Here is a 20,700-nt window from a genome sequence, read left to right on the forward strand (position 1 = left end):
GGCACAATGGAGGCATGCTCTTCCCCCGGGAGGTCCTCCCCTCCCTCCTCCACCTGACCCCGGCGTGGCTCAAGGCCCGGGGCCTCAAGGGGGTGATCCTGGACCTGGACAACACCCTCCTCCCCTACGGGGAGGGGGACCTGCCGGAGGCCTACCGGGCGTGGCTTTCGGACCTGAAGGGGGCGGTTCCCGTCTACCTCCTCTCCAACGCCCTCCCCGAGCGCTTTGCCCGGGTGCAGCGCCTCCTGGACCTCCCCGGCCACGCCCCCGCCCTCAAACCCTGGTTCGGCTTCCGCAAGGCGCTCAAAGCCCTGGGCCTGCCCGCCCGGGAGGTGGCGGCGGTGGGGGACCAGGTCTTCACCGATGTCCTCGGGGGCAACCTGGTGGGGGCCTACACCGTCCTGGTCCCCCCCTTGCGGGAGCAGGAGTTCTTTTACACCCGTTTCATACGCATGCTGGAAGCTCCCTTTAGGAGGCCTCGAGGGGGTGTGACGAGATGAGCGTGCTGACCATAGGGGACAAAAGGCTCGGGGCGGCCCTCTTGGACGCCGGGCTCCTCACGGACGAGGAGCTGCAGCGGGCCTTGGAACGGCACCGGGAGGTGGGGGGCTCCTTGGCCGAGGTCCTGGTGGACATGGGCCTCCTCTCCGAGAGGAGGATCGCCCAGACCATTGAGGACCGCTTCGGCATCCCCCTGGTGGAGCTCCACCGGGTGGAGATCCCCCCCAAGGTCAAGGCCCTCCTTCCCGCGGAGAAGGCCAAGGAACTCAAGGCCATCCCCTTCGCCCTGGACGAGGAGGCGGGGGTGGTGCGGGTGGCCTTCCTCAACCCCCTGGACACCCTGAGCCTCGAGGAGGTGGAGGACCTCACGGGGCTCGTGGTGGAGCCGTACCAGACCACCAAAAGCGCCTTCCTCTACGCCCTGGCCAAACACTACCCGGAGCTCGGCCTTCCCGTCCCCCCGCCGCCTTCGGGCGAGGGCCAGAAGGACCTCAAGCTCGGGGAGCTCCTCCTGCAAAAGGGGTGGATCTCCCGCGAGGCCCTGGAGGAGGCCTTGGTGGAACAGGAGAAGACGGGGGACCTCCTCGGGCGGATCCTGGTGCGGAAGGGGCTCCCCGAGGAGGCCCTTTACCGGGCCTTGGCGGAGCAGAAGGGGCTGGAGTTTCTGGAAAGCACCGAGGGGATCGTCCCCGACCCCTCCGCCGCCCTCCTCCTCCTCCGTTCCGACGCCCTGCGTTACGGCGCCGTGCCCATCGGCTTCCAAAACGGGGAGGTGGAGGTGGTCCTCTCCGACCCCCGGCACAAGGAGGCGGTGGCCCAGCTCCTCAATCGGCCCGCCCGCTTCTACCTCGCCCTCCCCCAGGCCTGGGAGGAGCTCTTCCGCCGGGCCTACCCGCAGAAGAACCGCCTGGGGGAGGTCCTGGTCCAGGAGGGCAAGCTCTCCCGGGAAGCGCTGAAGGAGGCCCTGGAGGTGCAGAAAGGCCTGCCCCGGGCCAAGCCTTTGGGGGAGATCCTGGTGGAGCTCGGCCTCGCCCGCCCCGAGGACGTGGAGGAGGCCCTGCAGAAGCAAAGGCGGGGCGGGGGCCGGCTGGAGGACACCCTGGTCCAGTCGGGGAAGCTCAGGCCCGAGGCCCTGGCCCAGGCGGTGGCCACCCAGCTGGGCTACCCCTACGTTGACCCCGAGGAGGACCCCCCCGATCCCGGCGCCCCCCTCCTCCTCCCAGAGGACCTGTGCCGCCGCTATGGGGTCTTCCCCCACCGCCTCGAGGGAAACCGCCTCGTCCTCCTGATGAAGGACCCGAGGAACATCCTGGCCCTGGACGACGTGCGCCTCGCCCTCAAGAGGAAGGGCCTGAACTACGAAGTGGCCCCCGCCGTGGCCACGGAGGCCGCCATCACCAAGCTCATCGAGCGCTTCTACGGCAAGGCCGAGCTCTCGGAGATCGCCAAGGAGTTCGCCAAAAAGCAGGCGGAGGAGGAGGTCCCAAGCCCCCTGGAGCTGGACGAGAGCGCCGCCCAGAAGTTCGTGAAGCAGGTGATCCGGGAGGCCTTCCTCCAGGACGCCTCCGACATCCACATTGAGCCCAGGCAGAACGACGTCCAGGTGCGCCTCCGGATTGACGGCGCCCTGCGGCCGTACAGCACCCTGCCCAAGGGGGCGCTGAACGCGGTGATCTCCGTGGTCAAGATCATGGGCGGGCTCAACATCGCCGAGAAGCGCCTCCCCCAGGACGGACGGGTGCGCTACCGGGAAGGGGCCATAGACGTGGACCTCCGGCTTTCCACCCTGCCCACGGTCTACGGGGAGAAGGCGGTGATGCGCCTCCTCAAGAAGGCCTCGGACATCCCCGAGATCGAGGACCTGGGCTTCGCCCCGGGGGTGTTTGAACGCTTCAAGGAGGTGATCTCCAAGCCCTACGGCATCTTCCTCATCACCGGGCCCACGGGGTCGGGCAAGAGCTTCACCACCTTCTCCATCCTCAAGCGCATCGCCACCCCCGACAAAAACACCCAGACCATTGAAGACCCCGTGGAGTACGAGATCCCCGGGATCAACCAGACCCAGGTGAACCCCCAGGCGGGCCTCACCTTCGCCCGGGCGCTAAGGGCCTTCCTCAGGCAGGACCCGGACATCATCATGGTGGGGGAGATCCGGGACTCCGAGACGGCCAAGATCGCCACCGAAGCCGCCCTCACCGGCCACCTCGTCATCGCCACCCTGCACACCAACGACGCCGCCCAGGCCATCACCCGCCTGGACGAGATGGGGGTGGAGCCCTTCAACATCTCCGCGGCCCTCATCGGCGTCCTCTCCCAGCGCCTGGTGCGCAGGGTGTGCGAGCACTGCAAGGTGGAGGTCAAGCCGGACCCCGAGACCCTCAGGCGCCTCGGGCTTTCCGAGGCGGAGATCCAAGGGGCCAGGCTCTACAAGGGCATGGGGTGCGAGCGGTGCGGCGGCACCGGGTACAAGGGCCGCTACGCCATCCACGAGCTTTTGGTGGTGGACGACGAGATCCGCCACGCCATCGTGGCGGGGAAGTCGGCCACGGAGATCAAGGAGATCGCCCGGAGGAAGGGGATGAAGACCCTGAGGGAGGACGGCCTCTACAAGGCCCTCCAAGGGATCACCACCCTCGAGGAGGTCCTGGCGCGTACCATTGAGTAAAGGAGGAAAGCGATGGCCAAAGCCCCAGACGTGGTGGACCTTTTGGCGCTCGCGGTGGAGCGGGGGGCGAGCGACCTGGTGATCACCGTGGGCCTCCCCCCCATGCTGAAGATCGACGGGGAGTTCCACCCCACGGAGTACGAGCCCCTCACCCCCCAGGAGACCCGCCGCCTCATGTACGCCCTCATGGACGAGAAGCAGCAGCGGATCTTTGAGGAGGAGAAGGAGCTGGACTTCTCCTTCAGCCTCCCCGGGAAGGGGCGGTACCGGGTCAACGTCTTCCTGCAAAGGGGAAGCGTGGGGGGGGTCCTAAGGGTCGTGCCGAGCGCCGTGAAGAGCTTTGAGGAGCTCGGCCTCCCCAAGAACATCGCCGAGATCGCCATGAGCCCAAGGGGCCTCGTCCTGGTCACGGGGCCCACAGGGTCCGGCAAGAGCACCACCCTGGCCTCCATGATTGACTACATCAACGAACGCAAGGCCTGCCACATCGTCACCATTGAGGACCCCATAGAGTTCTTCCACAAGCACAAGCGGGCCATCGTGAACCAACGGGAGATCGGCTCCGACACCAAGAGCTTCCACAAGGCGCTCCGCAGCGTCCTCCGCCAGGCCCCGGACGTGATCCTCGTGGGGGAGATGCGGGACTACGAGACCATCGCCGCCGCCATCACCGCCGCCGAGACGGGGCACCTGGTCATGGGCACCCTCCACACCAACTCCGCCCCGGAGACCATAGACCGCATCGTGGACGTCTTCCCGGAAAACCAGCAGGAACAGGTCCGGGTGCAGCTCTCCAACAACCTGGTGGCCGTCCTCACGCAACAGCTCCTGCCCAAGGCCTTTGGCGGCGGGCGGGTCCTGGCCTACGAGCTCATGATCGCTACCCCAGCCGTGAGGGCCCTCATCCGGGAGGGGAAGACCCACCAGTTAAGGAGCGTGATCCAGACGGGCGGCCAGTACGGGATGATCACCATGGACGCCTGCCTCGCCGACCTCTACCGGCGCAAGCTCATCACCTACGAGATGGGGCTCGCCAGGGCCGTGGACCCCAAGGAGTTCATGAGGCTCGCGGGCGCGCCCGAGGGCGCCAGGCGGTAAACTTTCCCCGATGTACGAAGCCGTCATCGGCCTCGAGGTCCACCTGCACCTCAAGACCCGCACCAAGATGTTCTGCGGCTGCCGGGCGGACTACTTCGGGGCGGAGCCCAACACCCACACCTGCCCGGTCTGCCTAGGCCTCCCGGGGGCCCTCCCCGTGCCCAACCGGGTGGCGGTGGAGCACGGCCTGAGGCTCGCCCTGGCCTTGGGGGCCGAGGTGCCGGAAAGGCTCGTCTTCCACCGCAAGAACTACTTCTACCCCGACCTCCCCAAGAACTACCAGATCAGCCAGTACGACCTCCCCTTGGGCCGGGGGGGAAGCCTGCCTTTGGGGGAGCGAAGGGTGCGCATCAAGCGCCTCCACCTGGAGGAAGACGCGGGGAAAAGCCTCCACCTGGAGGGGCGGACCCTCCTGGACCTCAACCGGGCGGGAAGCCCCCTCATTGAGCTCGTCACCGAGCCCGACCTCAAGACCCCCGAGGAGGCCAGGCTCTTCCTTCAGCGCATCCAGGCCCTGGTCCAGACCCTGGGGATCTCCGACGCCTCCCCCGAAGAGGGCAAGCTCCGGGCCGACGTCAACGTCTCCGTGCGGCGGGTGGGGGAGCCTTTGGGCACCAAGGTGGAGATCAAAAACCTCAACTCCTTCAAGAGCGTGCAACGGGCCCTGGAGTACGAGATCCGCCGCCAGACGGAGATCCTAAGGCGGGGGGAGAAGGTGAAGCAGGCGACCATGGGCTTTGAGGAGGGGAGCGGCAAAACCTACCCCATGCGCACCAAGGAGGAAGAGGCCGACTACCGCTACTTCCCCGAGCCCGACCTGCCCCCCGTGGCCATCCCCCGGGACTGGCTTGAGGAGGTGCGGCGAAGCCTTCCCGAGCTCCCCTGGGAGAAGGAGGCCCGCTACCGCGCCCTAGGCATCAAGGAAAAGGACGCCGAGGTCCTGGCCTACACCCCCTCCCTCGCCCGCTTCCTAGACCAGGCCCTTCCCTTGGGCCTCGCCTCCCCCCAGGCCCTGGCCAACTGGCTCCTCGCCGACGTGGCGGGGCTTCTCCACGAGCGGGGCCTCCGCCTGGAGGAGACCCGGCTCTCCCCCGAGGGCCTCGCCCGGCTCGTGGGGCTCTTTGAGCGGGGAGAGGTCACGAGCCGGGTGGCCAAAAGCCTCCTCCCCGAGGTCCTCGAGGGCCAGGACCCGGAGGCCCTGGTGCGGGAACGGGGGCTCAAGGTGGTGGCGGACGAGGGGGCGCTGAAGGCCTTGGTGGCCGAGGCCATCGCCGCCATGCCCGAGGCGGCGGAAAGCGTCCGCCAAGGAAAGGTCAAGGCCCTGGACGCCCTCGTGGGCCAGGTGATGCGCAAGACCCGGGGCCAAGCCCGGCCCGACCTGGTGCGCCGCCTCCTCCTCGAGGCCCTTGGGGTAGGATAGGGCCGATGCGCTACGAGGAGGCCGGGGTCCACATCGAGGCCAAGGCCGAGGCCCTAAGGCGGGCCAGGGAGGCCATCGCCGCCACCTACACCCCCGAGGTCCTGCGGGGCATGGGGGCCTTCGGCGGGCTTTACGCCGCAAGCCGGCTCAAGGCCCTAGAGGAACCGGTTTTGGTGGCCACCACGGACGGCGTGGGCACCAAAACCCTCCTGGCCCTGGAAGCAGGGGACGTCTCGGGGCTCGGCTTTGACCTGGTCAACCACTCGGTCAACGACCTCCTGGCCCAGGGGGCGGAGCCCCTTTTCTTCCTGGACTACCTGGCGGCAAGCCACCTGGACGAAGGGGTGTTGGCCGCCCTCCTCGCCTCCCTGGCCGAGGCCTGCCGCGCGCACGGCATCCCCCTCTTAGGGGGGGAAACCGCCGAGATGCCCGGCGTCTACCGGGAAGGCGCCTGGGATATCGCCGGCACCCTGGTGGGCGTGGTGGAGCGGAGCCGCATCCTCGGGCCCGAGCGGGTGCGGGAAGGGGACGCGCTCCTCGCCCTCCCCTCCTCCGGCCCCCACACCAACGGCTACTCCCTCATCCGCAAGGTGGTGGCGGGCCAGGACCTCTCCGCCCCCGTCCCCGAACTCGGCGAAAGCCTTAAAGAAGCCCTCCTCCGCCCCCACCGGGCCTACCTGAAGGAGTTCCGCCTCCTTTGGGAGGCGGGGGTGGAGCTCCACGCCGCCGCCCACATCACCGGCGGGGGCCTCCCGGAGAACCTGCCCCGGGCCCTGCCCCCGGGCCTCGGCGCGGAGGTCCGGCGGGGAAGCTGGCCCATCCCCCCCGTCTTCCCCTACCTCCAACGCCTGGGGGGCATCCCCGAGGAGGAGATGTACCGGGTGTTCAACATGGGCTTGGGCATGGTCCTCGTCCTCCCCCAGGAAGCGGCCGAGGAGGCCCTGAAGCTGGTGGAGGGCTTCCTGGTGGGCCGGGTGGTCCCGGGAGAGGGCGTCCGCCTGGTATGAAGGAGATCTGGTACGTCCGCCACGGGGAGACGGAGTGGAACGCCCAGCGGCGCTTCCAGGGGCACCTGGACATCCCCCTCTCCCCCGTGGGTATCGGGCAGGCCTTCCGCCTCGCCGAGCGCCTCAGCCGCAGCCGCATAAGCTTTGACCGCCTCTACGCCTCGGATCTGCGGCGGGCCCGCCAGACCGCCGAGCCCCTCGCCCAGGTCCTCGGCCTCCCCATCGCCACCACGCCTCTTCTCCGGGAGATCCACGTGGGCGAGCTCGCCGGCCTGACCCGGGCCGAGGCCGAGGCCCGGTTCCCCAGTTTCCTGGCGGAAGCGGCCGAGGACCCCTGGAACGCCCGCAGGCCCGGCGGGGAGAGCATGGCCGACCTGGCCCGAAGGCTTCAGGCCTTTCTGGAAGAGGTGCCGCCCGGCCGCCACCTCGTGGTCACCCACGGCGGCGTCATCCGCGCCGCCCTCAAGCTCGCCCTAGACCTCGCCGGGGACACCTGGCGCCGCTTCCACATCCAAAACACCTCCATCACCCGGATCCTCTACCCGGAAAACGCCGTGCTCACCGTGGCGGACGCCGCCCACCTGGAGGTGTGGGCCGACTGGCTCAGCGACGAGGACCTAAAAGGATAAACCCCCCAGGTTTTGACCTGGGGGGTTTGGGTATTGGAGCGGGAGACGGGACTTGAACCCGCGACCCCGACCTTGGCAAGGTCGTGCTCTACCGACTGAGCTACTCCCGCGAAAGGGAAAATCCCCCGCACCGACCTACTCTCCCAGGCGGTCGCCCGCCCAGTACCATCGGCGCTGGCGCGTTTCACTTCCGTGTTCGGAATGGGAACGGGTGGTTCCACGCCGCTATGGGCACGGGGGATTCTGGTGTTTTGGGTTTTCAAAATCCCGCGCTGCGGGGGGGTAGGGGGCAGCTGGGGTGGGATGGGATGAGTGCGGATGGAGGGGTCAAGACCTCGGACGATTGGGACCGGTCGGCTCAACGCCTCGCGGCGCTTACACCCCCGGCCCATCCACCGGGTGGTCTTCCCGGGTCCTTACCGGCTTGACGCCGTGGGAGGCCTCATCTTGGGGCGGGCTTCCCGCTTAGATGCTTTCAGCGGTTATCCCTTCCGCACATGGCTACCCAGCTTATGCCCCTGGAGGGACAGCTGGGAAACCAGAGGTGCGTCCCTTCCGGTCCTCTCGTACTAGGAAGAGCCCCCCTCAAGCCTCCTGCGCCCGTGGCGGATAGAGACCGAACTGTCTCACGACGTTCTGAACCCAGCTCGCGTGCCGCTTTAATGGGCGAACAGCCCAACCCTTGGGACCTTCTTCAGCCCCAGGATGCGACGAGCCGACATCGAGGTGCCAAACCTCCCCGCCGCTGTGGACGCTCGGGGGAGATCAGCCTGTTATCCCCGGGGTAACTTTTATCCGTTGATCGATGGCCCTTCCACACGGGACCACCGGTTCACTAGGCCCGGCTTTCGCCCCTGCTCGGCTTGCAGGCCTCGCAGTCAGGCCCCCTTCTACCCTTGCGCTCTCCGGCGGATTTCCGTCCCGCCTGAGGGGACCTTTGGGCGCCTCCGTTACCTTTTAGGAGGCGACCGCCCCAGTCAAACTGCCCGCCAAGCGCTGTCCCCCCATCCGAGGGTTAGGCCCCCAGCCGCGCCAGGGTGGTATTTCACCGGCGCCTCCCCCCCACCCGGAGGCGGGGGTTCACAGGCTCCCACCTATCCTACGCAGGCGCGACCAAGAGCCAACACCAGGCTGCAGTAAAGCTCCACGGGGTCTTTTCGTCCTGCCACGGGTAGGCCGCATCTTCACGGCCAGTTCAATTTCACCGGGTCCCTCGCCGAGACAGCGCTCCGGTCGTTACGCTTTTCGTGCAGGTCGGAACTTACCCGACAAGGAATTTCGCTACCTTAGGACCGTTATAGTTACGGCCGCCGTTCACCGGGGCTTCGGTTCGGGGCTTGCACCCCTCCCCTTGACCTTCCGGCACCGGGCAAGCGTCGCTCCCTATACCTCCTCTTACGAGTTCGCAGAGAGCTGTGTTTTTGGTAAACAGTCGCCAGAGCCTGTTCACTGCGGCTCCCCGGGGCTCATCACCCCAGGGAGCACCCCTTCTCCCGAAGTTACGGGGCCAACTTGCAGAGTTCCTTGGCGAGGGTTCTCCCGCGCGCCTGAGTGCTCTTGCACCCGCCCACCTGTGTCGGTTTGCGGTACGGGTTCCCGCAGGTTGTGCTTAGAGGCTTTTCTTGGCTCCCTGGCTTCGGGGGGTTGTCACCCGTACGGGCTTCCCCACCACGCAGAGCTTGTTGGGAGGCGGATTTGCCTACCTCCCACCCTGCGCTTCTGGCCGGGCTCGTCCATGGCTCCGGTCCCCCTAGCCTAGAGCGTCCCCCCATCGCACCTGCGGGAAGGGCCGGAATATTAACCGGCTGCCCTTCGGCTACGCCTTTCGGCTTCACCTTAGGTCCCGCCTAACCCTACGCTGACGACCATTGCGTAGGAACCCTTGGGCTTACGGCGAGAGGGATTCTCACCCTCTTTATCGTTACTCATGCCGGCATTCGCACTTCCCTTACCTCCAGCCGCCCTCGCGGGTCGGCCTTCATCGGCATCGGGAACGCTCCCCTACCGCCTGGGGTCATCCCCCAGACCCGCAGCTTCGGCGCTGGGCTTAAGCCCCGATCATTTTCGGCGCGGCGCCACTCGACCAGTGAGCTATTACGCACTCTTTAAAGGATGGCTGCTTCTAAGCCAACCTCCTGGCTGTCTTCGCGGCGCCACATCCTTTACCACTTAGCCCAGACTTGGGGGCCTTAGCTGGCGGTCTCGGTTGTTCCCGCGCTCGGACGCGGACGTTATCGCTCGCGCCCTCACTCCCAGGCTCCACCTGGGACCCTTCGGAGTTTGACAGGGTTTGGTAGGCTGGTGGGCCCCCTAGCCCTATCAGTGCTCTACAGGCCCCAGTCAGCGCCTGAGGCTGACCCTAAAGTCATTTCGGGGAGAACCAGCTATCTCCGGGCTCGGTTAGCTTTTCACTCCTAGCCCCAGCTCATCCGAGGGGTTTGCATCCCCCACCGGTTCGGGCCTCCACTGGGTCTCACCCCAGCTTCACCCTGGCCAGGGCTAGCTCGCCCGGTTTCGGGTCCACGGCCGCGGACTTTGCGGGCCGCGTGCGGCCCGCTTGCGCCCTGTTCGGACTCGGTTTCCCTACGCCTCCGCCTCAACGGCTTAAGCTCGCCCACGACCGTGAGTCGCCGGCTCATGCTTCAATAGGCACGCCACAACCCCTTGCGGGGCCGTGACTGCTTGTAAGCCCACGGTTTCAGGCTCTATTTCACTCCCCTCCCGGGGTTCTTTTCACCTTTCCCTCACGGTACTGGTGCGCTATCGGTCACCCGGAGTACTTAGCCTTAGGCGGTGGTCCGCCCAGATTCCCCCATGGCTCCACGAACCACGGGGTACTCGGGTACCCTCACCTATCCCCCCACCTTTCGCCTACGGGGCTTTCACCCTCTCTGGCGCTGCTTCCCAACAGCTTCGGCTAGGCTGGGGATTCGGTGTCCGAGGGCCCCACGACCCCGCCCGGACAAGCCGGACGGTTTAGGCTGGTCCCCTTTCGCTCGCCGCTACTCAGGGAGTCGATTTCTCTTTCCTCTCCTCTGGGTACTGAGATGTTTCAGTTCCCCAGGTTCCCCCCGCGCAAAAGCGCGGTGACCGGCGTTCCCGCCGGCCGGGTTCCCCCATTCGGACATCCAGGGATCCACGCCCGCTACCGGCTCCCCCTGGCTTATCGCAGGTAGCCACGTCCTTCATCGGCTCGGGTGCCGAGGCATCCACCGTGGGCCCTTACCATCTTGACCCCTCAAAGGACCCTCAAAGCCCTTCATCCACCCCAGCTTTCAAGATCCCCCGCTACCCCCCTCAGGGCAGCGCAAAAGGGAAGATACCAAGGAGGCATGGCCTTTGTCAAGGGCCCCCTCTTGACGGGAGGCCCTCGGGGGAAAATCCTTCGGGTATGGGCCTTTTCGCTGGCAAAGGGGTGCTGGTGACCGGGGGGGCCCGGGGCATCGGCCGGGCCATCGCCCAGGCCTTCGCCCGGGAGGGGGCCTTGGTGGCCCTGTGCGACCTCCGCCCGGAGGGGAAGGAGGTGGCGGAGGCCATCGGGGGGGCGTTTTTCCAGGTGGACCTCGAGGACGAGAGGGAGCGGGTGCGCTTCGTGGAGGAGGCCGCCTACGCCCTGGGCCGGGTGGACGTTCTGGTCAACAACGCCGCCATCGCCGCCCCCGGCTCGGCCCTCACGGTGCGGCTTCCCGAGTGGCGCAGGGTGCTTGAGGTCAACCTCACCGCCCCCATGCACCTTTCCGCCTTGGCCGCGCGGGAGATGCGGAAGGTGGGCGGTGGGGCCATCGTCAACGTGGCCAGCGTGCAGGGGCTTTTCGCCGAGCAGGAAAACGCCGCCTACAACGCTTCCAAGGGGGGGCTTGTGAACCTCACCCGCTCCCTGGCGCTGGACCTCGCCCCCCTCCGCATCCGGGTGAACGCGGTGGCGCCCGGGGCCATCGCCACGGAGGCGGTCCTGGAGGCCATCGCCCTCTCCCCGGACCCGGAGAGGACCCGGAGGGACTGGGAGGACCTCCACGCCCTGAGGCGCCTGGGGAAGCCCGAGGAGGTGGCGGAGGCCGTCCTCTTCCTGGCCTCGGAGAAGGCCAGCTTCATCACCGGGGCCATCCTGCCCGTGGACGGCGGGATGACGGCGAGCTTCATGATGGCGGGGCGGCCGGTGTAGGCCCCCACCGGGGCGAGGGCCCCGCGGAGGCGAAGCGCGTGGGGACTAGAGGGCGTGGTCCTTGTAGGGCTCGCCCCGCAGGTCGGAGACCAGGTGGACGGCCACGTAGGCCCCGTCCCCGGCGCTGATGATGGCGTGGCCCGGCACCTTGCCGCGGGCCACGCCGGCGGCGTAGACCCGGGGGTAGCTGGTGCGGCCCCCTTCGTCGGTGTCAATGTAGGCGCCGCGGCGGGTCAGCCCGAGGAGGCTCGGGAGGGTGGGGTCCTTGTGGGTGCAGAGGAGCAGGCGCTCCGCCTTCTCCACCCCTTCCTCGGTTTCCACTTCAAAGACGCCGCCCATGTCCCGCACGCCCTTCACCACCCCGGGGCGGACCTCGGCCCCATACCGGCGGGCGTGGGCCTCGAGGCGGCGGAGGAGTTCTTCGCCGGAAGGCTCGTCCAGGAGGCCGGGGTAGTTGGGCACCCGGCTTACGCCCTTGACCTTGGAGCGGCCCCCGTCCAGGACCAGGACCTTGAGCCCGGCCCTGGCCAGGAAGAGGGCGGCGGAAAGCCCCGAGGGGCCGCCTCCCACCACGATCACGTCCCACATACCGCCCGTAGTATAATCGGCCCCGCATGCTCTTGGACGACCGCTACCCCGTTCTGGAGACGCTGGAGAGCCGGGACGGGGTGACCCTCTACCGGGTGGAGGGGGGGCTGGTCTTCTACTTTGACGTCCGCACGCCCCAGGACAAGGACCGCTTCTACCGCTACCGGGCGGCGATCAGGCGCCTGGAGGAGCTCGGCCTCCTCGAGGCCCAGGTCTCGGCCAAGCCGGGGCGGTACTACGCCTTCTTTCCCGAGCGGCCCCTGAGCGGGCGGCGCCCCCCCAAGGAGGTCCTGGCCGCCTTGGCCCCCTTCGGCTTCGGGCCGGAGCACGTGGCCATGGGGGAGGACAAGGTGGCCTACCTCGCCCCTTGGCCCCTCCGCCTGGGGGCCGCGAGGCGGGGCCGGGGGGGGTTTTGGTCCCGGGTGGCCCCGGGGCTTTTCCTCCTGGGCCTGGGCCTCCTCCTCTTGGCCCAGGGGCTTTACCGCTACTTCAACCCCCCCGAGTACGTGGTCCCCGACCTGGTGGGCAAGACCGCGCGGGAGGCCTTTCTTCTCCTCCGGGACACGGGGCTTGGCCTGGAGGTGGAGGAGGGGAACGACCCCTCGAGGCCCAAGGAGGTGGTGCTGGAGCAGGACCCCCCACCCGGCACCCGCCTCCGAGCCGGGCGGGTGGTGCGCCTGGTCCTGAACCAGGCGCGGCTCGTGCCCGTCCCCGACCTCCGGGGCCTCCCCAGGGCGGAGGCGGAGGACCGGCTTTCGGGGCTCGGCTTCCAGGTGGGGCGGGTGGCCGCGGTGGAGGCCGAGGAGGCGGCGGGGACCGTCCTCGCCACGAGCCCCCCGGCGGGGACGCCCATGGCCTACGGGGCCCGGGTGGACCTCCTGGTGGCGGGGGAGCGGTCTGGGGAGAGGGTCGTCGTTCCCCGGCTCGTGGGCCTGAAGCGGGAGGACGCCCTCTTCTTGCTGAACGCCGCGGGGCTTTTGCCCCAGGTGGAGGAGGTGCCTTCGGGGGCGCCTGAGGGCCTGGTCCTGGCGCAGGTGCCGGGGCCGGGGGAGGCCGTCCTCCCCGGAAGCCCGGTGCGGCTTAGGGTGGCGGTCCAGGGGGCGGTCCAGCTGCCCGAGGCCTTCCCCGGGACCCCCCTCCGCTCCGTGGTTTTGGCCCTGGACCTGCCCCCCGAGGCCCAGGGCCGGCAGGTGCGCCTCCTCCTCGTGGACGCCCGGGGAGCCCAGGTGGTCTACGAGGGGCCGGGGGAGGAGGGCCTGAGGCTTTCGGGGACCTACCAGGTCCTGGGGGAGGCCCGCTTCCGCCTCTATTTGGACGGGGAGCTTTTCCAGGAGTGGGCGCCTTGAGGGGAAGGTGGGCCGAGGAGGAGGCCCTTCGCTTCCTCCTGGGGAAGGGCTACCGCCTCCTTTGGAGGAACCGCCGCACTCCCTTCGGCGAGGTGGACCTCTTCATGGAAAAGGACGGGGTTTACGTGGTGGTGGAGGTGAAGCAGCGGGCTTCCGCCCGCTTCGGCGCTCCCCTGGAGGCCATTACCCCGGGGAAGGTGAGGAGGCTTCTCCAAAGCGCCCGCTTCCTCCTCGGACGGGACGACCTCCCGGTGCGCCTCGAGGCCGTCCTCGTCCACGGCACCCCAAAGGACTTCCGCCTGGAGCACCTTGTGCTGGAGCTCTAAGGGTAAGCTTAGGGGTGTTTCGGAACCTTCGGGCCTACCTCGAGGCCTTGGAACGCCGGGGGGAGCTCCACCGGGTCAGGGTCCCGGTGAGCGCTGAGCTGGAGATCGCCGAGATCGCGGACCGGGTGGTGAAGGCGGGGGGCCCCGCCCTCCTCTTTGAGCGGGTGGTTGGGAAGGACTTCCCCGTGGCCATCGGCCTTTTCGGCACCCGGGCGCGCACGGCCTTCGCCCTGGGGGTGGAGGACCTGGACGAGCTGGCGAGGAAGGTGGAGGCCCTCCTCGCCTTGGAGCCGGGGAAGGGGGGGCTTTCCGCCCTCCTGGGCCTCCTCCCCAAGCTCCCCCTCCTCCGGGGCTTCTTCCCCAGGCGGGTCCGCCGGGCCCCGGTGCAGGAGGTGGTGTGGCGGGGGGAGGAGGTGGACCTAAGGCGCCTTCCCGTCCTCAAGTGCTGGCCTCTGGACGGGGGGCCCTTCCTCACCCTGCCCCTCGTCATCACCAAGGACCCCGAGACCGGGGAGCTCAACCTCGGCATGTACCGCATGCAGGTCCTGGACCCAAGGAGCACCGCCATGCACTGGCAATTGCACAAGGTGGGCCGCCGCCACCTGGAGAAGGCGAAGAGGCTGGGGAGGAAGCTGGAGGTGGCCGTGGCCCTGGGGGGGGACCCGGTCCTCACCTACGCCGCCACCGCGCCCCTCCCTCCCTTGCCGGGGGTGAGCGAGTTCCACCTGGCGGGCTTCCTCCGGGGGGCCCCCATTGAGCTCGCCCGGGGGGTGACCGTGGACCTCCCCGTGCCCGCCGAGGCGGAGTTCGTCCTCGAGGGCTACATAGACCCCGAGGAGCCCCTGGTGGAGGAGGGGCCTTTTGGCGACCACACGGGCTTCTACACCCCCGTGGACCTCTACCCCCGCTTCCACGTCACCGCCGTCACCCACCGCAAGGGGGCCATTTACCCCGCCACCCTCGTCGGGGTCCCCCCCATGGAGGACGCCTACCTCATTGAGGCCACGGAAAGGCTCTTCCTCCCCGCCCTCCGCCTCGTCCTCCCCGAGGTGGTGGACTACCACATGCCCCCCGAGGGGGTGGCCCACAACTGGGTGAACGTGAGCCTGAGGAAGGCCTACCCCGGCCAGGCCTACAAGGTGGCCTACGGGATGCTGGGCCTGGGGCAGATGATGTTCGCCAAGGTCATCGTGGCCGTGGACGCGGACGTCCCGGTCAAGCCCGGGTTCGCCGCCCTCTTGGAGGCCCTCAAGCACGCCCTTCCCGGGCGGGACACCCTCCTCCTCCGGGGCCCCGTGGACGTCCTGGACCACAGCTCCCGGGCCTTCGCCTTCGGGGGGAAGCTCGTCATTGACGGCACGAGGAAGCTCCCCGAGGAGGGGGGTGAGGCGCCCTTCGTCCCCAAGGCCCACCCCGGGCTTCCCGAAGACCCCGAGGTCCTGGACCAGAGGCAGTGGCCGGGCCTCTGGGGGGCGGTGCTGGCGAAGCGGCGCCCCCACCAGGCCTGGGAGGTGGCGGAGAGGCTCCTGAGGGCCCCGCAAAGCGCCGGGATCCGGCTTCTCCTCCTCGCCGACGAGGACACGGCCCTAAGCCCGGAGGAGCTCCTCTGGTACGTCCTCAACAACGTGGATCCCGAGCGGGACGCCCGGGTGATGCCGGGGGTGGAGGGGCCGGTTTTGGTCCTGGACGGCACGAGGAAGCTCCCCGAGGAGGGCTTCCCCAGGGTCTGGCCCGAGAGGATCCGGATGGACCCCAAGGTGAAGGCCTTGGTGGAGGCCCGGTGGGCGGAGTACGGCCTGGGCTGGACAACGGTGGGTGAGTGATGTAAACTAAAAGAGGTTTAGTGCGAAGGTGATATTTATGGGCTTACACGTCCTCGGCGTGAACGCATCGGCTAGGACGGACGGGTTTACGGCGGAGCTTTTGGACGAGGTTTTGGAGGCGGCCAGGCGCAAGGGGGCGACCACCGAGCGCCTGGATTTGGTGCGGCACCCCTTTCCCCTCTGCGCCGGCAACTACTCCGTGGACCCCGCTTCCTGCGGGCCGGAAACCTGCGTCCAGGGGCCCTGGGACGGGTTCGGGAAGGTGGCGGAGCGGATCCTTTCCGCCGACGCGGTGGTCTTCGCCACCCCCGTCTACTGGTTCAGCGTCTCCTCCCGGATGAAGGCCCTCCTGGAGCGGATGACCTCCATGGAGAACCAGGGCCTCCTCAACCTGGGCAAGCCCATGGCCCTCCTGGCGGTGGCGGAGGAGGAAGGGGCGAGCCAGGCCCTCGCCCAGATGCTCCTGCCCCTCTCCTACATGGGCTTCGTCCTCGCCCCCTTGGGCCTGGTCTACGCCCACCGGAAACACCTCACCGCCCTCAAGGAGAGCCCCGAGGTCCTGGAGGACGCCCGCATCGCCGGGGAGAACCTGGTGCTCATGGCGGAGAGGCTCCGGGGGACCTCCTTCCAGGAGCCCTTGCCGAGCTACCTCTACCGGGCGCCCGCCTCGAGGGCCGCGGGGGACTGATGCCACCCCATGCTGGCTTGCGCCAGCATGGGGGCCCCGGCAAAAGGTCCCTAGGGAGCTTCCCTGGGCCAGTTGGGCGAAGGAAACCGGAAGAAAGGGTAGAAGGCCGCCCTGGGCTCGCTTGCGCCGGCGCGGGCCTTCCCGGTTCAGAGGTAGAGGGGCTCCACCCCCTCGTGGGCGAAGGGGAGGAGCTCGTAGAGGGCCCTGGGGTCCGGAGGGGCGTCCAGGAGGAGGCGGCCTTCCTGCGGGAGCTCCGTGGCCTTGAGCTTCCTCGGGGGGACCACCTCCTTGGGCCTTCCCCCCTCCAGGGTGTAGGTGGCCCCGTAGAAGAGGCCGTTTCTGGCGGTGAAGAGGGGGGTGAGGGGCTCCCCTTCCTTCAGGTAGGGCCAGCAGGCGGCGAGGAGGGAGCTCGCCCCAAAGACCCTGGCCCCCAGGGCCTGGGCGAGGCCGAGGCCCGCGGCCAAGGCGATGCGCAGGCCCGTGTAGGAGCCCGGGCCCTCGCCCAAGACCAGGGCGCCGATCTCCTCGCGCCCGGCCCCAACCTCCCTCAGGACCTCCTCCAGGAGGCCGAAGAGGACTTCCTCGTGCCGCCTTTCCACCCGCTTGACCCGGCCCACCCCCGCCTCCCCCCGGAAGAGCCCCAGGGAGAGGTAGGGGGTGGCCGTGTCCAGGACCAGCGTCCACATCCTCCCCATCCTAGGGCCTCCTGCTATACTCCGGCAGGGAATGAGGACCTATCCCCTGCACTGGGTCTTGGGCGTGGGGGTGCTCCTCGCCCTCGGCCTCTACGCCCAGAGGCTGGGCTTTCTCCCCGCTTGGGCGGCGTGGGGCCTGTGGGCCGGGTACCTTCTCCTTGCGCTCTGGGGCCTGCTTTGGGGAGGGTGGCGGGCCGCGCCCCTCGCCCTCGGGCTTTTGGCCCCTCTTTTCCCGCCTTTGGCCTTTCTCGGGCCCTTGGGCGCCGCCTTGGCCCTGGGGCGGACCCTTCCGGAGAAGGCCTAGGCCGCCTTCTACGGCTGGGCCCTGGTGTGGCCCGCCCTCGCCCTCCTTCTGGTGTGGCAGGTCTTTCCCACCCTCTACGCCTTTTACCTCAGCCTGTTTGACCGGGTGAACTTCCTCAGGCCCGCGGCCTTCGCCGGGCTCCAGAACTACCGGATCCTCCTCGAGGACCCCCTCTTCTGGCGCGCCTTGGGCAACACCTTCTGGTACGTGGTCTTCACCGTGCCCACCGGGCTCCTCCTCGCCACCTTCGTGGCCATCCTCCTCAACACCCAGGTGGCTTTCCTCGGGCTGTACCGGACCCTCTTCTTCCTCCCCTACATCACCGCCCTGACCGCCGCGGCCGCCGTGTGGCGCTGGATCTACCACCCCGAGTTCGGCTTCCTCAACTGGCTCCTCCACACCCCGGGCCTGGACTGGCTGAACACCCCCACCGGGGTCTTCGCCCTGCTTCTGCGCCCCCTGGGGGTGGAGCTTCAGGGCTTCCTCGCGGGGCCCAGCCTGGCCTTCGTGGCCGTCATGGCCATGAGCGTGTGGCACTTCCTGGGCTACCAGGTGGTGATCCTCCTGGCGGGGCTTCAGGCCATCCCCAAGGAGTACTACGAGGCCGCCGAGCTGGACGGGGCGAGCTTCTTCCAGAAGCACCGCCTCATCACCTGGCCCCTCCTTTCCCCCACCACCTTCTTCCTCTTCACCCTGGGGCTCATCGGGGCCTTCCAGGTCTTCACCCAGGTCTACGTCCTCACCCCCACGGGCGGGGTGCTGCAGGACACCCTGACCCTGGCCTTCTACCTCTACAACAAGGGCTTCCGCGACTCGGACTTCTCCTACGCCAGCGCCATCGCCATGGTGACCTTCCTGGTGATCCTGGCCCTGACCCTGGTGCAGCGGCGGCTTTTGGAAAAGCGGGTGAACTATGAGATCTAGGGCGGCCCGTCTTCTCGTCCACCTCCTCCTCCTCACGGGGGGAGGGGTGATGGCCTTCCCCTTCTACTGGATGCTGGCCACGAGCTTCAAAAGCCCCCAGGAGGCCCTCCAGGCCGAGCCCGTCTGGGTTCCCGAGCGGATGAAGCCGGTGAACTGGCTCAAGGCGGCGAGGCTGGGGGATAGCCCCCTCTTTGGGGGGCTTGGCCCCGGGCGGAGCGTGGCCCTCTTCTTCCCGGGGCCCGAGGCGCCGCCCCCGAGGGCCCTCGTGCCCCGCTCCCCGGGGGCCTTCTTTGACCCCGTGGCCGACGGGACGAGGGTGGAGGTGGTCCGGGGGGAGGGGGGGTGGTGGGTCCGCCTCACCAACACGGGGGAGGCCGGCTTCCGCCGGGTCCCCCTGGTGGTCCTCTGGCCCAAGGGGGTGCCCTTGGAGCCCCCCCTGCCCCCGGACGCCCGCCGCTCCCAGGGGGAGTACTGGCGGCTGGAGTGGGTGAACGCGGTGCCCGGGGCCTTGGGGTACGTGTTCCACAACTACCTCGAGGCCTGGGACGCCGCCCCCTGGGGCCGGTACTTCTTCGTGAGCTTCTTCACCGCCTCCGTCCAGGTGGCGGTGGGCCTCTTCCTCGCCGCCCTGGCCGCCTTCGCCCTGGCCCGGATCCCCTTCCCGGGGAAGGAGGCCGTCTTCGTCCTCGTCCTGGCCACGATGATGGTCCCGGGGGAGGTCCTCCTCATCCCCAACTACGTCCTCCTCGCCCGGTTGGGCTGGCTGGACACCTTTTACGCCCTCATCGTTCCCTGGCTGGCCTCGGTCTTCGGCATCTTCCTCCTGCGGCAGTTCTACCTCTCCCTTCCCCAGGACCTCTTTGACGCCGCCCGCATTGACGGGGCGGGGTACCTGACCCAGCTTTTCCGCATCGCCCTGCCCTTGAGCGTCCCCGGCCTCGTCTCCTACGGCATCTTCACCTTCCTCGGGGCCTACAACGCCCTGCTTTGGCCCCTGATCGTCACCCAGAGCCCGGAGATGCGCACGGTGCAGCTCGGGCTGCTCGCCTTCGTCTCCGAGGCGGGCTCGGACTACGGGGCCTTGATGGCCGCGAGCGCCTTCGTCATCGCCCCCGTGGTCCTGGGCTACTTCGTGGCCCAGAGGCAGTTCATTCAGGGGATCGCCCGCACGGGGCTGAAGTGAGCTTGAACGTGCCCTGACGCGGGGCAGGGTATACTCTCCCCGGAGGTGTGAGGGTATGAAGAAGGCGCTTTTGCTGGTGGCGGCGCTGGGCGTGGCCTTCGCCCAGCAGGCCAAGCCGGAGGATGTGATCAAGGAGCAGTGCGCCAGGGCCAAGGTGGTGGCCGAGCTCTGGCACGGTTTCACCGGCGGGGCCCCTAAAGCGGCCTTGGAGAACCTGGTGGTGGAGTTCAACAAGGCCCAGCAGGGGCGGTGCGTCCGCCCCGTGCCCCAGGGGGGGTACCGGGACCTTTCCACCAAGATCAAGGCGGCCTTCGCCGCCGGGAAGGTGCCCACCATGGCCCAGGCCTTTGAGAACAACATCGCCCTCTACCTCGAGGCCAAGGCCCTTCTGCCCATAGAGTCCCTGGGGGTCAAGCTCCAAGGGGTGAACCTCACCTTCTTGAACGCCGTCCGCTTCGGGGGCGTGGTCTACGGGGTGCCCTTCAACAAGAGCATCCAGGTCCTTTACTACAACAAGGACCTCCTGAAGAAGCACGGGGTTCCGGTGCCCGCGACCCTCGAGGAGTTCGTGGCCGCCGCAAAGAAGCTCTCCCGGGCCGAGGGCGGCCCCGTCTACTGGTTCCAGCCCGACGCCTCCACCTTCGCCTACTTCTTCTTCAACCTGGGCGGGAGCTACCTCAAGGACGGGAAGCTCGTGCTGAACTCCAAGGAGGCGGTGGAGGCCCTCACCCTCCTGCAAAACGGGGTCAAGGAGGGGTGGGCCAAGCCCATCACCTCGGGCTACATCAACCAGAACCTGGGCTCGGGGCCCTACGCCTTCAGCGTGGACACCTCCGCGGGCTACACCTACTACCTCCGGGCGGCCAAGTTTGACCTGGGGGTGGCCACCCTGCCGGGCCGGACCAAGGGCCAGCCGGGCTACGGCCTCGTCCAGGGCACCAACCTGGTGGTCTTCCGCCAGGCCTCCAAGGAGGAGCAGGCGGTGGCCAAGGACTTCCTGGAGTTCGTCCTCTCCCCCAGGGCCCAGGCGGTCTTCGCCACGGCCACGGGCTACGTGCCCGTCACCGAGGGGGCCCTCAAGGACCCCGTCTACCAGGCCTACGCCGCCGAGAACCCCGACTACGCCACCATCGTGCGCCAGAGCCGCTACGCCAAGTTTGAGCCCGCCTTGGCGGAGTGGGAGCAGATCCGCTTTGACATCCTGGGCCAGGCCATCAAGGAGGCCATCCTCAACAAGGCCGATCCCAAGGCGGCCTTGGACAGGGCCCAGAAGCTGGCGGAGGACCTCCTCTCCAGCAGGACCCGCTAGAGGCCCTTTCGCCTTACCGGTTCGGGCCCCCG

15 protein-coding genes, 1 tRNA gene, 2 rRNA genes and 1 pseudogene are annotated in these 20,700 nt (G+C 68.5%); 14 read left to right on the top strand and 5 right to left on the bottom strand.

Features of this window, described 5'->3' with window-relative positions; translation table 11 throughout:
* Window positions 1-14 precede the first annotated feature (14 nt).
* From TTH_RS01900 to TTH_RS01925, 6 genes are read left to right on the top strand one after another with little or no spacing between them, the layout of a single operon-like run.
* Complete coding sequence (locus tag TTH_RS01900) at window positions 15-500, top strand: YqeG family HAD IIIA-type phosphatase (RefSeq protein WP_011173992.1); 486 nt, start codon at window positions 15-17, stop codon at window positions 498-500.
* Complete coding sequence (gene pilB, locus TTH_RS01905) at window positions 497-3,166, top strand: type IV pilus assembly ATPase PilB (RefSeq protein WP_011173991.1); 2,670 nt, start codon at window positions 497-499, stop codon at window positions 3,164-3,166. The genes TTH_RS01900 and pilB overlap by 4 nt, the downstream gene beginning before the upstream one ends.
* A gap of 12 nt (window positions 3,167-3,178) precedes the next feature.
* The gene (locus tag TTH_RS01910; RefSeq protein WP_011173990.1) at window positions 3,179-4,264 is read left to right on the top strand and encodes a type IV pilus twitching motility protein PilT; all 1,086 of its coding nucleotides are present in this window, start codon (window positions 3,179-3,181) and stop codon (window positions 4,262-4,264) included.
* A 10-nt stretch (window positions 4,265-4,274) separates the two neighbouring features.
* Window positions 4,275-5,684 (top strand): Asp-tRNA(Asn)/Glu-tRNA(Gln) amidotransferase subunit GatB, encoded by a 1,410-nt coding sequence (gene gatB, locus TTH_RS01915; protein ID WP_011227883.1) that lies wholly within the window; start codon window positions 4,275-4,277, stop codon window positions 5,682-5,684.
* 5 nt (window positions 5,685-5,689) lie between these two features.
* Window positions 5,690-6,691, top strand: a complete 1,002-nt coding sequence (purM, locus tag TTH_RS01920) for a phosphoribosylformylglycinamidine cyclo-ligase (protein WP_011227884.1) — start codon at window positions 5,690-5,692, stop codon at window positions 6,689-6,691.
* Window positions 6,688-7,320 (top strand): histidine phosphatase family protein, encoded by a 633-nt coding sequence (locus tag TTH_RS01925; protein WP_008634004.1) that lies wholly within the window; start codon window positions 6,688-6,690, stop codon window positions 7,318-7,320. The genes purM and TTH_RS01925 overlap by 4 nt, the downstream gene beginning before the upstream one ends.
* Window positions 7,321-7,354: 34 nt before the next feature.
* Here TTH_RS01925 and TTH_RS01930 read toward each other — a convergent pair.
* The 3 genes from TTH_RS01930 to TTH_RS01940 form a co-directional block, all read right to left on the bottom strand.
* Window positions 7,355-7,430: transfer RNA gene (locus TTH_RS01930), tRNA-Gly, on the bottom strand.
* Between the two features lie 12 nt (window positions 7,431-7,442).
* Window positions 7,443-7,559 (bottom strand): 5S ribosomal RNA (gene rrf, locus TTH_RS01935).
* An 84-nt stretch (window positions 7,560-7,643) separates the two neighbouring features.
* Window positions 7,644-10,556: ribosomal RNA gene (locus tag TTH_RS01940) — 23S ribosomal RNA — on the bottom strand.
* Window positions 10,557-10,711: 155 nt separating this feature from the next.
* On the opposite strand from TTH_RS01940, the gene TTH_RS01945 reads away from it, so the two are divergent.
* On the top strand, window positions 10,712-11,482 hold the full coding sequence (locus TTH_RS01945) for an SDR family NAD(P)-dependent oxidoreductase (protein ID WP_011172461.1): 771 nt from the start codon (window positions 10,712-10,714) through the stop codon (window positions 11,480-11,482).
* A 45-nt stretch (window positions 11,483-11,527) separates the two neighbouring features.
* On the opposite strand, the gene TTH_RS01950 is transcribed toward TTH_RS01945, so the two are convergent.
* The gene (locus TTH_RS01950) at window positions 11,528-12,070 is read right to left on the bottom strand and encodes an NAD(P)/FAD-dependent oxidoreductase (protein WP_011227885.1); all 543 of its coding nucleotides are present in this window, start codon (window positions 12,068-12,070) and stop codon (window positions 11,528-11,530) included.
* Between the two features lie 26 nt (window positions 12,071-12,096).
* On the opposite strand from TTH_RS01950, the gene TTH_RS01955 reads away from it, so the two are divergent.
* The 4 genes from TTH_RS01955 to TTH_RS01970 are packed head-to-tail and all read left to right on the top strand — an operon-like array spanning window position 12,097 to window position 16,253.
* Complete coding sequence (locus tag TTH_RS01955; RefSeq protein ID WP_011227886.1) at window positions 12,097-13,416, top strand: PASTA domain-containing protein; 1,320 nt, start codon at window positions 12,097-12,099, stop codon at window positions 13,414-13,416.
* Window positions 13,404-13,742: a YraN family protein gene (locus tag TTH_RS01960; RefSeq protein WP_011227887.1), complete on the top strand. Its 339-nt coding sequence runs from the start codon at window positions 13,404-13,406 to the stop codon at window positions 13,740-13,742. The genes TTH_RS01955 and TTH_RS01960 overlap by 13 nt, the downstream gene beginning before the upstream one ends.
* Window positions 13,743-13,756: 14 nt before the next feature.
* Window positions 13,757-15,565: a menaquinone biosynthesis decarboxylase gene (locus TTH_RS01965; protein WP_011227888.1), complete on the top strand. Its 1,809-nt coding sequence runs from the start codon at window positions 13,757-13,759 to the stop codon at window positions 15,563-15,565.
* A 37-nt stretch (window positions 15,566-15,602) separates the two neighbouring features.
* Entirely contained in the window at window positions 15,603-16,253 is a 651-nt protein-coding gene (locus TTH_RS01970; protein WP_008631587.1) for a flavodoxin family protein, read from the top strand.
* 146 nt (window positions 16,254-16,399) lie between these two features.
* Here the strand turns inward: TTH_RS01970 and tsaB are convergent, their stop codons facing one another.
* Window positions 16,400-16,948 (bottom strand): tRNA (adenosine(37)-N6)-threonylcarbamoyltransferase complex dimerization subunit type 1 TsaB, encoded by a 549-nt coding sequence (tsaB, locus tag TTH_RS01975; protein WP_011227889.1) that lies wholly within the window; start codon window positions 16,946-16,948, stop codon window positions 16,400-16,402.
* Between the two features lie 31 nt (window positions 16,949-16,979).
* On the opposite strand from tsaB, the pseudogene TTH_RS01980 reads away from it, so the two are divergent.
* From TTH_RS01980 to TTH_RS01990, 3 genes and pseudogenes are all read left to right on the top strand, one after another.
* Window positions 16,980-18,176 (top strand): annotated as a pseudogene (locus tag TTH_RS01980) (carbohydrate ABC transporter permease).
* 49 nt (window positions 18,177-18,225) lie between these two features.
* The gene (locus TTH_RS01985; RefSeq protein WP_164926087.1) at window positions 18,226-19,359 is read left to right on the top strand and encodes a carbohydrate ABC transporter permease; all 1,134 of its coding nucleotides are present in this window, start codon (window positions 18,226-18,228) and stop codon (window positions 19,357-19,359) included.
* 55 nt (window positions 19,360-19,414) lie between these two features.
* On the top strand, window positions 19,415-20,668 hold the full coding sequence (locus TTH_RS01990) for an ABC transporter substrate-binding protein (RefSeq protein WP_011227893.1): 1,254 nt from the start codon (window positions 19,415-19,417) through the stop codon (window positions 20,666-20,668).
* Window positions 20,669-20,700: the final 32 nt, after the last annotated feature.

The sequence above is a fragment of the Thermus thermophilus HB8 genome (assembly GCF_000091545.1).
Lineage (GTDB): Bacteria > Deinococcota > Deinococci > Deinococcales > Thermaceae > Thermus > Thermus thermophilus.

Bases quoted from the DNA above. Each gene is read 5' to 3' on its own strand.
- TTH_RS01950 (WP_011227885.1), bottom strand. From the start codon at position 12,070: ATGTGGGACGTGATCGTGGTGGGAGGCGGCCCCTCGGGGCTTTCCGCC.
- gatB (WP_011227883.1), top strand. From the start codon at position 4,275: ATGTACGAAGCCGTCATCGGCCTCGAGGTCCACCTGCACCTCAAGACC.
- pilB (WP_011173991.1), top strand. From the start codon at position 497: ATGAGCGTGCTGACCATAGGGGACAAAAGGCTCGGGGCGGCCCTCTTG.
- TTH_RS01955 (WP_011227886.1), top strand. From the start codon at position 12,097: ATGCTCTTGGACGACCGCTACCCCGTTCTGGAGACGCTGGAGAGCCGG.
- TTH_RS01990 (WP_011227893.1), top strand. From the start codon at position 19,415: ATGAAGAAGGCGCTTTTGCTGGTGGCGGCGCTGGGCGTGGCCTTCGCC.
- TTH_RS01985 (WP_164926087.1), top strand. From the start codon at position 18,226: ATGGCCTTCCCCTTCTACTGGATGCTGGCCACGAGCTTCAAAAGCCCC.
- TTH_RS01945 (WP_011172461.1), top strand. From the start codon at position 10,712: ATGGGCCTTTTCGCTGGCAAAGGGGTGCTGGTGACCGGGGGGGCCCGG.
- purM (WP_011227884.1), top strand. From the start codon at position 5,690: ATGCGCTACGAGGAGGCCGGGGTCCACATCGAGGCCAAGGCCGAGGCC.
- TTH_RS01925 (WP_008634004.1), top strand. From the start codon at position 6,688: ATGAAGGAGATCTGGTACGTCCGCCACGGGGAGACGGAGTGGAACGCC.
- TTH_RS01900 (WP_011173992.1), top strand. From the start codon at position 15: ATGCTCTTCCCCCGGGAGGTCCTCCCCTCCCTCCTCCACCTGACCCCG.
- TTH_RS01910 (WP_011173990.1), top strand. From the start codon at position 3,179: ATGGCCAAAGCCCCAGACGTGGTGGACCTTTTGGCGCTCGCGGTGGAG.
- TTH_RS01970 (WP_008631587.1), top strand. From the start codon at position 15,603: ATGGGCTTACACGTCCTCGGCGTGAACGCATCGGCTAGGACGGACGGG.
- tsaB (WP_011227889.1), bottom strand. From the start codon at position 16,948: ATGGGGAGGATGTGGACGCTGGTCCTGGACACGGCCACCCCCTACCTC.